The sequence below is a fragment of the Salinispora sp. H7-4 genome, from assembly GCF_013416675.1.
GTDB classification, from domain to species: Bacteria; Actinomycetota; Actinomycetes; order Mycobacteriales; family Micromonosporaceae; genus Micromonospora; species Micromonospora vitiensis.
This window is the reverse complement of record NZ_JABZED010000051.1, coordinates 127,252-141,794: the sequence shown is the minus strand read 5'-3', so window position 1 is coordinate 141,794 and position 14,543 is coordinate 127,252. Positions and strand designations below refer to the sequence as shown.

At 66.7% G+C, this 14,543-nt stretch carries 9 protein-coding genes; 8 read left to right on the top strand and 1 reads right to left on the bottom strand.

The genetic code is table 11. From position 1 onward, the window contains the following. Positions 1-61: 61 nt before the first annotated feature. Positions 62-2,164 (bottom strand): nuclease-related domain-containing DEAD/DEAH box helicase, encoded by a 2,103-nt coding sequence (locus H0524_RS20665; protein WP_180200123.1) that lies wholly within the window; start codon positions 2,162-2,164, stop codon positions 62-64. 584 nt (positions 2,165-2,748) lie between these two features. Between H0524_RS20665 and H0524_RS20660 the strand changes: the two genes are divergently transcribed. The 8 genes from H0524_RS20660 (at position 2,749) to H0524_RS20625 (ending at position 14,528) form a co-directional block, all read left to right on the top strand. Then, positions 2,749-3,531 carry a hypothetical protein gene (locus tag H0524_RS20660; RefSeq protein ID WP_309225177.1) on the top strand — a complete coding sequence of 261 codons (783 nt, stop codon included), beginning with the start codon at positions 2,749-2,751 and terminating at the stop codon, positions 3,529-3,531. Between the two features lie 216 nt (positions 3,532-3,747). Continuing rightward, entirely contained in the window at positions 3,748-5,616 is a 1,869-nt protein-coding gene (locus H0524_RS20655) for an Hsp70 family protein (protein ID WP_180200121.1), read from the top strand. Between the two features lies 1 nt (position 5,617). Further along, positions 5,618-7,669 (top strand): hypothetical protein, encoded by a 2,052-nt coding sequence (locus H0524_RS20650; protein WP_309225176.1) that lies wholly within the window; start codon positions 5,618-5,620, stop codon positions 7,667-7,669. Between the two features lie 214 nt (positions 7,670-7,883). Further along, entirely contained in the window at positions 7,884-10,682 is a 2,799-nt protein-coding gene (locus H0524_RS20645) for a BTAD domain-containing putative transcriptional regulator (protein WP_180200120.1), read from the top strand. Next, entirely contained in the window at positions 10,679-11,965 is a 1,287-nt protein-coding gene (locus H0524_RS20640) for a hypothetical protein (protein WP_180200119.1), read from the top strand. Before H0524_RS20645 ends, H0524_RS20640 begins: the two co-directional genes overlap by 4 nt. A 680-nt stretch (positions 11,966-12,645) precedes the next feature. Next, positions 12,646-13,401, top strand: coding sequence for a hypothetical protein (locus H0524_RS20635; protein WP_180200034.1), 756 nt, complete (start codon positions 12,646-12,648; stop codon positions 13,399-13,401). A 1-nt stretch (position 13,402) separates the two neighbouring features. Beyond that, positions 13,403-13,717, top strand: coding sequence for a type VII secretion target (locus H0524_RS20630; RefSeq protein WP_180200118.1), 315 nt, complete (start codon positions 13,403-13,405; stop codon positions 13,715-13,717). A gap of 13 nt (positions 13,718-13,730) precedes the next feature. Continuing rightward, positions 13,731-14,528 (top strand): hypothetical protein, encoded by a 798-nt coding sequence (locus H0524_RS20625; protein ID WP_180200117.1) that lies wholly within the window; start codon positions 13,731-13,733, stop codon positions 14,526-14,528. Positions 14,529-14,543 lie beyond the last annotated feature (15 nt).

Below are 14,543 nucleotides of genomic sequence, written 5' to 3'. Positions count from 1 at the left end.
GCTGGAGAGCACGCCAGTCCGCGTCGTCGGTATTGCGGCAGGGGTAGCGTAGCGATCATGCTCAGCACCCGTTCATCGATGTGGCGGGAGCGCCGCCGGTGATCGAGCCGAGCCACAGCAGGTCCCGTGCGCGGGTCATCGCGACGAATAGTTGCCGGCGGGCAAGAGCGAGCCGGTCCACATCGGCAGACCCGCCCAGTTGCGCGGCTTTGAGCCCTCGATCATGGCAGGGCAGGTATACGTACTTGAATTCAAGGCCCTTGGCTCGTAGATACGTGCCGACTTTCAACACCTGGCCTGGGCGGCCGTCGTAGTCATCGAGGTTCAGCACCGGTAGCCCTTGAGCTCTGAGCATCTGGAGATAGTGGTCGACGTCGCGTTTGGTGGCGCACAGCACGGCCGCGTCCGCCAACGCGTCGTCGGACTGCGCAGCGAGATCGTTAAGTGCCTTGCGGAGCGCTGCGTCGTGCATGGGGCGTGAGTCTGAGGGTGAGTGGACGACCCGGCCATCGTGGTAAGTCATCTCGATGGCCGGTGGGGCGGTGATCGTCATGCCGTCGATGTCGTCGAACGGTTCACCGTCGAGAACGTTCAGCGCGGCCTGCATGATGGGCGCGGCGTTGCGGTAGTTAACGTGGAGGACCTCGGCGCGGCCGCCTCGGATATTGATGCCGGCGTCGGCGAGGCGGAAGCCGCCGGGGTAGACCGCTTGTTGGGCGTCGCCGATGAGCAGCAGACCGTTCGGGCTGTCGCCGGAGATGGCGTGCAGGATCCGGACCCCGGTGAGGGTGAGGTCCTGCACCTCGTCGGCGATGACCGTGGTGTATCCGCCGTCGGTGGGGTGGCGGCGCAGTTCCGCGAGGGCGGTGAGCAGCAGGTCGGGGAAGTCCTGGACGCCGCGTTCGTTCAGTAGCCGCTGGTATTCCTCGTACATCGCCCACACTGCTTCCCTGTGCGCCTTACGGAGGGCGGTTCGTCGGCCCGGTCGCGATGCGGCGATGTACTTGGGCAGGCTGGAGATATCGCGGCCTTTGATGACGTGGCGGAGCTCGTCTTCCCAGTAGCGGGGGCTGGGCTCGAGGTCGGCGAGGCAGGTGTGTCGGCCGTGGGTGCGCCAGGCGCGGGCGAAGCAGTCATCGGCTTTGGCGACATTGAGGCGGGCCGAAATTCCCCGTTGCGACAGGAAGGTGACTGCCCATCGGTGCAGGCTGGTGAACTCGATCCGATCGCTACCAGCAGGTGCCATCCGTTCGAGCAGGTGCTTCTGTATCAGCGGCAGGTTGCGGACGAAGGTGACGTACAGCACCCGTCCGCCGGACTGGGCCAGGTAGGCGGCCCGATGAAGCCCGACAACTGTCTTGCCGGTGCCGGCGGCGCCGGTGATCCGCGCCGGGCCGCCCCACCGGCGACGCACCAGGCTGAGCTGGTCGGGGTGTAGGAACGTCATCCAACTCTCAACCGGCCGCTCCCGCGCAACGCGTAGCTGCTCGGCAGCGAGGTCATCCACATCAAAAAGCTCTCCAGGCTCATCCGGGGTGCGCGCCGGGACGTCGGTCGTGGCGGTGTCGGGTAGCTGGGGCGCCTCGTACGCCGGAAACACATCGGTCAGGTGAGCCGTCACCGCGCGGACCACCGGAGATCGCAGGCGGGTCCGGGCGCTGGTGACGGCGTGCAGCAGTTCGTGAATGCCGACGAGGTGAACACGGCCTAGCCGTTCATCGACCTGCCGCCCGACGAAGACCATGACCGGTGCGACGGCCACGGGTGACATCTGCATGTCGGCCAGAGCGTCTTCAACGCGGCGCGTCACCGCTTGCAGCTTCACCACCTCGGCGGCACACGAGCGGCCGGCGGCGCTGAGTTCGCCGTCGACAATCTGCGGGGCGTCGCGCCAGTTCTTGACGTCGATGACGTACACCCCGGCAGGACCGACGAGAATCATGTCGACGTTCGCCGTCGCGGTACCGGGCCACCGCCGATCAACCAAAAGTGTCCAGCCCGAACGGGTCAGCGCCCACAACGCAGCTGCGGCCTGCCGCTCCCCGGCCGCCGCCGCGCTCCACCGGGCGGCGGCCCGATGCGCTTCACGAAGCTGACGGGTAAGGAACTGCGCGTGCTCACGGTGCCGGGCAGCTTGCGCGGATACAGAGCCACCAGCAGCCATCGACCAACCTCCTTAGATGTTCCTATGAAACTTAGTGCACAGCGCAACCGCCTCGACGCACCCCGTACAGCCCGGCAGCTGCCGCGGCGCTGTACGGCGCAGTTGGCTTTCAGAGCAGAGCACTGGTTGTTTCGCTGGCGAGCCGGTCCATTGGGGTCCTACATGGACCATTCGCGATAGGCCAGGTGGCACCTTTCGCACGCACCGTCCGGGTCTAGTTCGGGGGGCCAAACGTGCCAGCAGCTGGCCCTGCTGGTGATCTCGTGTCGGTCGGACGCTGGCGGGAGGTCTGGGGTCACGGTCGACACTTGCAGGTACCAGGGTTGGGGCGTGGACACGCTATCCCTGATTGCTCGCTGCCGCTCTCCCGCGATGATCAAGTCATCCAAGACGCGTCTGCCCTTCGGTCGGGGTTGGGTCTGCGTTGCGCGGTCCTGCCGGGCCGTAGTACGTTGCTCTTCACAAGCGTCCTACGAACCACTCCAATCAACAAGGACGGTGCGTGATATATGCCTGCACAATTTCGTCCTACGCTGTGGCCGGGGACCGTGGTCGCGCAGCCGCCCCTACGCCCGCTACTCGATGTGGAGGTCGACGGGGACTGGGTCCTGTGGCGCATCGCGCCCCGACGAGGGGAGGCAGTCCACCTGCCACCCGACTTCTATCTGCACGAGCTGCTGGCGACACCGCCCGCGGACCTAGAGGCTGCGGCCGCGCTGATGCGGACCTACGGGCCACTGGTCGACATGGACCGCAACGATCTCGACTTCGAGGCGCAGAGTTGGCTAGAGGACGTGCCGTTCGACCCTGACGACAGCCCGTGGCGCGTCGGGCATCACCGCCGCGACGTCGAAGTACACCTATCTCTAGCGCACGAGGCAATCAGAACGTGGCTGGCCTGCCAGACCGAGGGCGGGATCGAAGCCCTCGTCGAAGCGGAGGTGGACAAGCAACAGCTAGAGCAGTTCCGCCTGGACAACCCGTGCGATGTCCACGAGGTCACTTTGGATGACCTCCGGGAGATGACGGTCGCCTCCCGGTTGTCGGCCCTGGAATCCGTACTTAGCGCCGCATTGAGCAAGTTCAGCATCGGCATCGGAGGACTCGAGGAACGCCAGGCCACGATCTACTCGGCGTCATTTCTGCAGCTGTACAACCACATGGCCGAGCGGGCCACAGTGCGCCACTGCGCCAACGAACCCTGCCGGCGGCCCTTCGTCCGCCAGCGCGGCCGAGCCGAGTTCGGACAAAACCGCACTGAAGGCGTCAAGTACTGTAGCCGCGAATGCGCTCGTGCACAGGCCCAACGCGAGCTGCGGCGTCGTCGCCGTGCCGCTCCCATCAGCGGTAGCGGCACACCCGTCTGACCGACGAAGGACACGCCGTAGGCCAGAGGGATCCCGCCGATGGCTGCCCATCACACCGGCTCAACGGTTGAGCTCGCTGCGGCTCGACAGCCGCCGTAGGTCAAAACCGTCCGAACTATGGGACCCGGCACCGAGCCGGCCAATGCCTTCGGGGTCCTGCTTTCGGTGAGTGATCGACGGGTGACGTGAGTGTGATCCTCATGTTTGACTACGTCGATGGGGGTAGAGGTTCGGCTGTCGATTGACTGTGGTGGTGCCAGCACTGTGGCGGTGCTGGCGTGGGCCGACGGTAGGGCGTCGGTGCTGCCGTTCGATGGCATGCCGTTCCTGTCTAGTGCCGTGTGTGTCGACAGCGATGGTCGGGTGTGGACGGGGCAGCAGGCGTGGCAGGCCGCCGAGGCTCAGCCGGCAAGGTTGGTTCCGGGTCCGCGTCGTCCCGCCGAGGGTGAGCTGGTGGTCGATGGTGCGCGGGTGGAGGCGGTGGAGCTTGCTGCGGCGCCGCTGCGTCGCGCTGCTGCTGAAGCTGAGCGGGTTTCTGGTGGGCCGGTGCGGGATGTGCGATTGGTGGTGCCTGCGGGGTGGGGGCCACGTCGGCGTACCTGGATGCGGCAGGTCGCGCATCGGGCGGGTCTGGCCCAGCCTCGTCTGGTGGAGGCCCCGGTAGCGGTGGCGGAGCATCTGGCGTCAACGGGTGTGCGGCTACCGGTGGGTTCGTTTGTGGCCGTTTGTGATGTCGGGGCTGGGGTTGAGGTGACGGTGCTACGCCGGACGGCGGCAAGCTTCGAGGTGCTTGCGACTGTGGCGGACCCTGAGGCGGGTGGTGCCAGCGTCGATTCGACGTTGGCAGCGGCGTTGACGAATGGTCGGGACATGGCTGGGGACGGCGCAGCGCTATGGGTGACGGCGGAAAGCGCCCGCTTAGCGAAGGAGGCTTTGCTCTCGTACCCGGCGGTCACGGTACCGCTTGCCGACCAGCCGCCTGTCATCGCGAACCGTGCCATGCTCGACGATGCTGTCCGGCCCGTGGTGCGACGCGTCGCGGACCTGACGCAGCAGACGATCGCCGCCGCCGAGCTGTCGGCCCGTGACCTGGCGGGGATCTACTGCATAGGCGGCAGCGCTCGGCTACCGCGTTTGGGCGAGGCGATCGCCGAGCAGACGGGGATTACGCCGGCTGTTGTGGCCGAGCCGCAGTTCGTCGCGGCGTTCGGGGCTGCCGAGGCTGGCTCCGCAAGTCACGGCGTGGGGGTTGCGGTAGATGTGCCGGTGCCGCCGGTGCGTAGAGCTATCGGAATCGCGGTGCCAGGCTTCGCCTCGTTGGCGCTGATCTGGCAGTGCATCGCGACCGCCGAACGCAACAGCGCCCTGAGCCTGCACTACTGGGTTGACTTCAATTGGGGTGGTCTGGCGCTGGCGGCCGTGTTCGCCCTGCTGGGGTGCCTCGCCGCGGGCACGGTCCTTGGTTCTCTGATCGCTGCGCGCAGTCCCACACCGGACATCCGAACAGAGGGTGGGAAGGTCAGTGTCGGCATTCTGGCTGCGGTCTCCCTTGGGGCCGCTATCGCGGGCCTCTACGCGGTGGTCACCAGCCAGTACTTCGCCCTGCCGGTGGGGAGCTTCCTGCGCTGGGCACTGTGGCCGATAGTCCCCATCGTAGTGTTGGCGACGGCGATGGCAGTAGTGGCCGCTCGCCAGTGGCGCACGCCGCACGGCGGCTGGTCGGCGCTGCTGGCCGTACCGACCGGCTCGGTCATCGCTGCCGCCGTCGGTATGGGATTGATCCAATATTCGCTTACCGCGGCCCGGTGGCCGAACCTGGTGATGTGGATCGACCTTGCAGGACGGGTCGGCGGGCTGTTCCTGGGCACCGGGATCGTGATGGCGCTGGTGACGCCGCTGATGTTCCGCGTCATCCTGGCCGTACCGGTCTCGGTGATCAGCGCCGCGATCGTTGGCGCGCCGTCTACCGGCATCCTCGCCATCTGCTATGCCGTTGCGGTGGCAGTGTGGTGGATGGCCCGCATCTGGATGCGCGTCGTTCATTCCTCGACCGCACCCTTCCGGGCTGCGGATGGAGGTGGATGAGGTGCGCTGGCCACGGCGGCTGATGTCACTGCTGTTCCTTCTTGCACTGTTGGCCGGTCCACCGCTGGTGCTGCTGACCCTGATCGGCCCACCCATCCGTGGCTGGCCGAGCACGGAGCAGGCGCGGGCATGGGTGCAGCAGCCGTTGACCGAGCAGACACTCACTGCCGCGCTGACAGTCGGAGCATGGCTGGTCTGGCTGATGCTCGCCTACACCGTTGCGATGCGGGTCCTTATCCGGCTACGCGCAACCTCGGCGTGGCTGCGGCGGTTGCCGCTGCCGACGCCCTTGCAGGCCACGGCCAGCGGAATGGCTGGCGCCGCCGTCTTTGGCGTCACCACCACCAACGTCACCACCGCCGTACCGCATTCGGTGTCGTCCGGCCCAGTCGCGCTTCAAGTCCAGGCCAGTCCTGACGATCCCGGCGAGGTCACACACGAGAACGGGATCGTCGTATCCGGTGGCTGGCTGCCCCGTGAGGTCGCCGCGCAGGTCACTGCTGCCGCAGCGTTGGTATGGCTACGTCGACGCCGTGACTACCACCCGCGCAACGCCAGCCGTGACAATTCGGACCTCGCCTCGTTGCCTCCCACCGTCGCTGCGGTGCAAGCCGCACTCGCCGATAGCCCCCGCCCACTAGCCGCACCGGCTCCATCGATCGGGATTACCGCCCTCGTTGACGTCCTGCCGGCTGGGGGTGTGGGTCTCATCGGCGCGGGCGCGCTGCCTGTCGGCCGAGGGTTGCTGGTCACTGCCCTCTTCGCCGGGCACCGACATCCCACAACATCCCTGATCACCACCAAGGCGGCCCTTGCCAGTCTCCTCGGACCTGCCGCAGAAGCACTCGGCCGGCGTCTGCCGCTGACAATCGTCGACAACCTTGACGAAGCAGCGCAACTCGTCCACGCCGCCCACCACCGCGCGGAACCGCACACCGTCCCAGGGCCCGAAGACAGGCAGCCACGTGCGGCCCGCTATCGGCAGGTCGTGCTCCTCAGTGAGGAGGATGGCGACGAATCCCAGGCCAAGAACCTCGTCGAAGCGAGCGTCACCACCGCTACCACGGTGGTCGCGTTAGGAAAATGGCCGGCCGGCCCGACCTGGCACGCCGACTCGGCAGGCCACCTGCACCACCCCCTTCTTGTCCCTGAGAGGACCGGGCCACGACTGTGCGTCCTGGGCCAAATGGCGGCCACCGACCTGCTCGCCCTCATCGCCGTTCCCGACCCGACACCAGGCGGGCCGACCGCTCCCCGCGCTACTCCCCTGCCCCATCCACCTGACCCGCGGCTGCCACGACAAACCACCCGACACGAACCCACCCTCCGCCACCAGGCGGCCCGCCAGCGGCTACACCTGCGCGTCCTCGGCGATCCCCAACTCCTCCTTGACGGCGAACCCCTCGCCGTCCGCCGCAGCGCCGCCCTCCACATCCTCGTCTACCTCGCCGCCCACCCCACCGGCGCCGACACCGCACAACTCACCGACGCCATCTGGCCAGGTCTTCCCCGCCGCTCCCTCACCGGACGGCTCTACACCGCCCTCAGCGATCTACGCGGCACCATCCGAGACGCCGGCGGCCTCCCCGCCATCGACCACGTCGATGACCGCTACCGCCTCAACCCCACACACATCAACGTCGACCTATGGCACTTCAACGCCGCCATTCACCACGCCGCCACCACGCTCACCAACACCCACACCGCGTGGCAGGCCATCCTCGACGCCTACCCCGCCGACCTTGCCGCTACGCGCACCTGGCCATGGCTCGACCCCATCCGCGAAGCAACCCGTCGGCAGATCATCGACATCTGCGTCTCCCTCGCCACCGCGGAACCTGACCCACACCGTGCCTTCCGACTGCTGCAGGCCGGCATCCGCATCGACCCCTACAACGCCGAGCTACACAGACACGCCGGCCGAGTCCTCACCGCCCTCGGCGACCACGAAGCCGCGGCCGGACTCCACGACCGCTACCAACAAACCCTCACACGCGCCGGTCTCGACGATGACACCGCCGCGCACCCAGTCACCCCCACCACCATCGGGTAATAGCCGCCCGGCTGGGGCGGTGACGCTCGCGGCCCTGTCTCCCCACCAAGCCGAGAAGATCGCGATCACCGAGCAGCGCACGGCCCGGACCTGCGGTTGTGAGGCCGTGTAAGGAAGTGTGAGGTGCTGTCAGGTCCTTCGCCCTCTCCGGCAGCACATAGCGCTCCTACGGTCTGACTCACCAACCGCCGTAACGCCGGAGGTGAGACAGGCCATGGCGAAGCACGCCTCGACAGCAGTCGTACGCACCGCCACCGCTGCCCTCGCGCTAGCACCACCAGCACTGCTCTACCAGTGCGGCTGGCTCACCGCCGTCGATCTATCCATGGACCAGGTTCAGGCATGGGTGCACCAGCCACTGACGACCGGCTTCCTCGCTCTGCTGGTGTACGTCGGCGCCTGGCTGCTATGGATACTCCTCATCACCGCCGTCACCGAACACATCCACCGATATCTCGCCACCCGCCTGCGATGGCACCTCACCCTGCACCTACCCGGCCCCCTGCAAGCACTCGCGGCCACGCTGCTCGGCACCACCGCCGTCACCACCGCCGCCCTTCCCGCCACCGCGCACAGCCCCACCGCCTCCGATACCGGCCTGCCTGCGGTGACACCGCCATCAGCCGACGCAACAATCCGCGACGCTGCACCGTACGCACCGCCGTCCTGCTCCGCCCCCTCCGGGCTAGGACACACCGTCAGCTTGTCCACGACAACCGACGCCGTTCCGACTCTCGAAACCCGCAACAGCGAATCCGCTGTCGCCACCCCGCCGACCTCGGCCCGAAACCACATCGACGCCCAATTCGTAGACCAACACCCCGACAGGAGCATCGACGTCACCGCCGGAGACACCCTGTGGGACCTCGCCGCCAATCACCTCGGCGACCCGCACCGCTGGCAAGAGATCTACAAACTCAACCAGGGACACGAACAGGCCAACGGCTACGCCCTCACCGACCCTAACGAAATCCACATCGGCTGGATCCTCGCTCTCCCCGCCCGCCAGGCCCCACCAGCAGCCACCCCACAGAACGCCGAAAGTCCCCCACCGGGCAGCCCTGGCACCACCGCACCCGAGGCCAACAAGACTATCCAAGCCGACCCACTGCCCGCGTCGCCGGCACCCAGCGTCCCGGAGTCGAGCCCGTCACCACCGAACCTCGAGCCAAGCGCCCCCGCCGGCTTAGCCGATGTCGACACCCCCACGCCGGGTGCCGTGACCTTCGACAACCGGCCCGACGACAAAGCCGGGATCATGCTGCCGACGCGAGGCTGGATCAGCCTCGGCCTGGCCGCCGCCATCGCCTCCGTGGCCACCCTGCTACGCCTACAACGACGACGCCACGCCCGACTGACCCTCCCAGCAGCGGTGAGCAGCCCACCGCAACGCTTCCCGATGCCACCGTCTCTGGCACCCGTCGACATCATCGACAGCCGCCACCTCTCCCCCAGCAACAGCGACCGCCACCGCGCCAGCCCTGCCGTTGCGGCACCGATCGGCATCGACGCAGACGGAACCGAGATAGGCCTGTTCCACCTGCCCGGTCCCGGCATCGCCCTGCACGGCGACGGCGCGATACCAACGGCCCGCGCCATCCTCGCCTCCGTCCTAACCACCACCGCGGCCGAGACATCCACCGCCCGCCCGATCGTGGTCACCACCGCCGACCTAATCGCCCGGCTCCTACCCGAAAACGCCCTGACCGTCGGACTCGACCCCGACAACATCGCCTACGACGGAGAACGCCTCATCGTGCTCGCCGACACCGCAGCGGCCATCACCCACGCCGAGGAAGAAATGATCGGCCGGCGCCGACTACTGGACACCTTCAACGCCGAAACGATCCTCGACCTCAACACCTACACCGACCACGCCGAGACCCAACCCCCATACGTACTACTCATCGACTCCAACCCCCGGCACGCGCCCCGCCTCCACGCCATCGCCACCCACCACACCACCCTGGACCTACACCCCGTCATCCTCGGACACCACGACGGCATTCCCACCCTCGACATCAGCGCCGAGGGCACCATCACCAGCGACGAACCACACCCGGCTACCCGACTGTCCACCCTCAGCGCCGGCGATCTCGCCGCCGTTCTCGCCATGCTCACCGACGCCGCCGCGCGCCCGGAACCCGGCCATGACATCGACCTCGACCCCGCCCCGAAACACGCGGTCGACCAGGCGGCCACCACCGAGGCGGCCCCGCTGATCCCCGCCCAGCCAAGTAAGGCGGCGGCCCCGGTGCGGCTGCGGGTCCTCGGCCCGCTCCTGGTCGAGACCGAGACCGGGCCGGTGGCCACCGGGATGCGCAGCGGCTCCTACACCGTCCTCGCATCTCTGGCCGTGCACCCGATCGGGCGGACCCTCGACCAGCTCTCCGCCGACCTGCACCCCGATACCGATCCGAGCACCGCCGGTAAACGCATCCGCACTGACATCAGCACTATTCGGCGCGTGCTACGCGCCGCGACCGGTACTGAGGCCATGTTCGTCGTCTACGACCCAGCGGCCAGCCGCTATCACCTCGACCCCGAACTGATCGCCGTGGACCTATGGCAGATGCTCACTACCATCGAGCGCGCCAACCGGGCTAAAGACGACACCGCTGCGCTCGCCGCGCTGCGGGAGGCAGTCGAGTGGTATCGGGGTGACTTTGCCGACGGCGGCGACGGCCAGCCCTGGATCGGCGACCACGCCACGACCTACCGGTACCAGATCCTGTCCGCGCTCGCCCGCATCGCTGAAATCACCGAGACCGATCACCCGGAGCAGGCGGTAGCCGCGCTGGAACGTGCGCTGGAGTTCGACCCGGTCAACGAGGAGCTGTACCAGCGGATCATGCGCATCCATGGCCGCGCCGGACGACCCGACGCCGTGCGGCGCACCCTACGCCGCCTCGAGCAATGCCTCACCGAGTTGGGTGACGCCGAACCATCCGAGGCCACCCGCCGCGTCGCCGCACGCCAACTCCAGCCCACCACCGCCGGGGACCGCAGATGACCGACAGCCCGGACACTCACATCCAGGCCGCCCACGACACCGCCGACCACCCGGGCAGCAGCCGACCGTCGAGCGACGGCAGCGCAGGCTGGTCAGCGCGGTGGGCATACCCGTTCTATGCCGTGGCCGTCACCGGCGCCGTGATCGGTCAGACCTGGGTCGCCCTCGAGCACCTGTCCTGGTCGCCCGCCGTTCCGGTCCCGGCTCGGGTACTCCTGGTGCTGCCGTTCGCGCTGTGCCTGGAACTCTTGGCGATGGCCCTCGCCGCGATGGCCGACGAACGGATGCGCCTCGGTGAACGCGCCTACGGCCTGCGTGCGTTCTCGGCCATGGTCGCCGCCGTCGCAGTCGGTATCCAGGTAGCCGGGCACTGGCCAGACCTGTACTGGGCCGCCGTGTTCGGTGTCCTGTCCAGCTCGGCATACGCCCTGTGGATGCTGCACGCCGCCGCCCGCCGCCGAGACGCCCTCCGCGCGGCCGGCAAACTCGCCGACACCGCCCCCGACTACGGCCTATGGCGGCGGATACGACACCCGATCCTCACCGCCCGCGCGGCAGAGCTGGCCCGCGAAGGCCACCGCGACGCCACCACCGGCCAATGGCGCCCCCTCGCCCTGTTTGAGTCTCTGCGCGCCGCCGAACAGGCCATCAGCGCCGAGAAACGCCGCCCGGCAGTCGCCCGCGCCGTCGCTGAAGTCGTGCGCGCCGACCAACACGACCCCCGCATGGCTGACATCGCAGTCCGGACGCTGGACCTGGACCGGCTAGCCGCCGAACTGGCCTCCCGCGTCAACTACACCGCCTGGGCTGACCGACTAGCACCCGCCATCACCGCACCCACGCCAACCCCGACCGACGGCGACACCAACAGGCCCGATCCGGCCGAGGCGTCAGAGGTGTCAGCGCCCGAACAGCCACACCAACCTGCCGCCACACCTAACTCCGATGCGGCCAACCCATATCCCGAAGCCCAACCCGTACCCAAGCTGGACTCACACGACCACGACGGCGAGGACTACGGCCCAGACGACGACGTGGACGACGGAGAGGAAATCGACACAGACGATGATGACCTCGCACCAGACCTCGCCCCGCTGCTACCCGCCGCCCGCGCGGCGCGCGACGACCTGGTCCGCGAAGGACGTACCGTCAGCCGTGACGCCCTCGCTCACCGCCTCCGCCGCGACGGCCACGCCATCCGCAACAACCGCGTGTCCGAGCTACTCAACGCGCTACGCCGTGAAGAGACGACCCGCAACGGACACCTGAAGGTGCCGGTATGACGTCATTCCGGCCAGACCAGGGGCCGAAACGACACTGATGGATATCTCATACCGAACGAAATGGAAAGCCCATCGCTGGTCACCGGCGCGTGCGCCCACTTCGCGCTGGTGTGATGGGTCTATCCGCTACTAAACCTCCCGCCAGGGGTTGCGGGGTCCACAGATCATGCGGCATGCTGGCTCGCTGCGGGCGGCGACTGTTTGGTGTGGCCGCCAATCTTCGAAGGTGAAGATGACGGGGGGAAGTGTGCAGCAGGGCCCATCTTTACGCAAAAAGCGTCCTGATAGGACTTTCTTCATTCTCTGGGCGGCGGGTCCAGTTTTCGAGCTTCCCATCGTCGCCCTCGTAGTTTCCTCTTCACCGGACGTGGCCTCAGATGCAGCCTTCGGCTCGGCCGGTTCGCAGGCGGTGGCCCTACTTTCGTTAGCGCTTGTGCTGGTCGGTGTAGCGCTTGCCTGGAAACGGCCTTCGCTCTGGCCTAGCCGGATCGTGGCTGCCCTGCTCTGGCTCACCTCTGGGCTACTGGCGACGCTGATGCTCGGGTACCTAACGCACGGAACATGGATGGTATTGGCGGTCTTGCTAGGGCACTCTGCGCTCGCGACGGGCGTCATCGGATGGGCACTGGTACGGCGCGTAGTGGCGGCTCAGCCATCAACCTTGGGGTGATGAGATCAGCATGAATAAGGACCCACTTGCCCGACTCCGCGAGATCCAGAGCAGGGCGCTGGAGCTTCAGGATGCGATCAGTGCGATACAGTCTCAGCCACACCCGAACGGCGCGCGAGGCACTGACCCGACCGGCTTCGTTGTCGTAGCCGTCGGGTCGGACAGCCTGCCATCACGTATCGAGGTAGGTGCTGGTTGGCAACGCCATCTGGCAGCTGACGAGATAGGACCATCTGTGCTGCTTGCCTTTCAGCAAGCGGTTGCCGATGCTTCGCGGGCATGGTCCGAATCCCTCAACACCCACACCATGCGCTCCCTCACTTCCCTGAATCGCCGAGGGGAGGCCGCATCGGAGGCGCCAGGTCGGGGCGGTGAAGCTCCGATGGTTCAGACTCAACCGATCGGTGACCCACGTGACCCGTTGAGCCTGACGGAGGAGGTGCTCTCAGCGCTGAAGGTAACGCGGGACCAGGCCGCCGAAGCATTACCAACGTTGACGGGCTGGGATAGGGACCGGGCTGTCTCGATCACGCTTACTCCTACTGGCTTGCAAGCTTGTACGATTAACCCACAGTGGGCGGCACGAGAGGGCTCAGCGGGCATTAATGCAGCATTGTCGGAGGCGCTGAGACAGGCGCGTGCTGGCATCGAGGAATGTGCCGCGCGCCGTAAGTCGACGACGCAGAACCTCGATGAACTTGCGCAACAGGCGCTCGCCACGTTGGCGGGGTTTCAAAATTTAGCCAACTCGCCGAAGGAGCGCTGAAATGCCACCCACCAATCGTCAACAGGTAACTGTAGCAACGGACGTGCTGCGGATCGAGGCAGGCGAGTGGGACCGGCAGAGTACGGCGATCGGAGCGACCGCCGCCAAGGTTGCAGACATGGAGCTTGGTCGGGTAGAGGCTGGTCTATTTCAACTGATCGTCTCCCCCTACAACGACGTTGTCCGGCACGTCAGTCAGCGCTGCCTCGAAGGGCAAACTGCCATGACTGAGGTCGCGAACACCCTACGCCAGGTCGCCGATACCTACGACGAGGAAGATCGCAGCAACGAGCACAAAATCCGAAACATCTACTAAGTTAAGGTTCGTCGTGGACTTCAGTAAAGCCCAATTTGAGGGATTGTTGGCGGACATCGGCGCAGGCTTGGACGACCTGAGCATGCGGCTTAACCAGGTCGAGCCAGCCGCCATTGCGGCCGCTAACCGCTGGTTCGTTCCAGATTTTTTGGCCGAAGAGATTTTGTGGCTTGGCCGCGAGTCCTTTAAGGTTGGCAAAGAAATCTTCGACTTCCTTGTCGACCTCCTAAAAGGCGCCACTGCACCAATTTTCATGTTCATGGACGCCTGGGATTGGATGGACGTTCGCGGTTCCGCCTCGGCAGTCGGCAGCGCCCTGTCCTCACAGCACTTGGTGGTCGACAACTCCGACTGGTCAGGCAAGGCGAGAGATGCCTACGTCAACAGCGTCGCGAGTCATTCTGATGCAGCCTCACACATCAGCTCGCTCGCGTCGAGCACATCGAACCACCTTCTGCTATGTGCGGGTGCTGGCGCAGCGTTCTACACCACGCTTGCCGTTGTGGTCGCCAAGCTCATAACAGCAACCATCGCCGCGATCACCGCTTTTGGCTCCGGTGTCTTTTCTCCGGTTGGTGCCGCGCTGATCCTGGAGGAAGCCGGCGTAAACACTGCGATCGTCTGGGCGGCTATCTCTACGCTGTCGGCCTTCCTCGCTTCGCAGGCATCCACGATGGTTACCCTGCACGGCGAGGCCGTGGACAACAGCTCCTTCCCTGCTGGGAAATGGCCATCGCCCAACTCGTCAACATTCAACGACGCGACGGTCAAGGACGGGGACGCAGACTGGTCGCTCGCTCCACCGAAGTAGCCGCCCAGGCCGGGA

What these genes read in the sequence shown, in the direction of transcription:
- H0524_RS20665 (WP_180200123.1), bottom strand. Translation starts at nt 2,164, where the DNA reads ATGGCTGCTGGTGGCTCTGTATCCGCGCAAGCTGCCCGGCACCGTGAG.
- H0524_RS20655 (WP_180200121.1), top strand. Translation starts at nt 3,748, where the DNA reads ATGGGGGTAGAGGTTCGGCTGTCGATTGACTGTGGTGGTGCCAGCACT.
- H0524_RS20645 (WP_180200120.1), top strand. Translation starts at nt 7,884, where the DNA reads ATGGCGAAGCACGCCTCGACAGCAGTCGTACGCACCGCCACCGCTGCC.
- H0524_RS20640 (WP_180200119.1), top strand. Translation starts at nt 10,679, where the DNA reads ATGACCGACAGCCCGGACACTCACATCCAGGCCGCCCACGACACCGCC.
- H0524_RS20635 (WP_180200034.1), top strand. Translation starts at nt 12,646, where the DNA reads ATGAATAAGGACCCACTTGCCCGACTCCGCGAGATCCAGAGCAGGGCG.
- H0524_RS20630 (WP_180200118.1), top strand. Translation starts at nt 13,403, where the DNA reads ATGCCACCCACCAATCGTCAACAGGTAACTGTAGCAACGGACGTGCTG.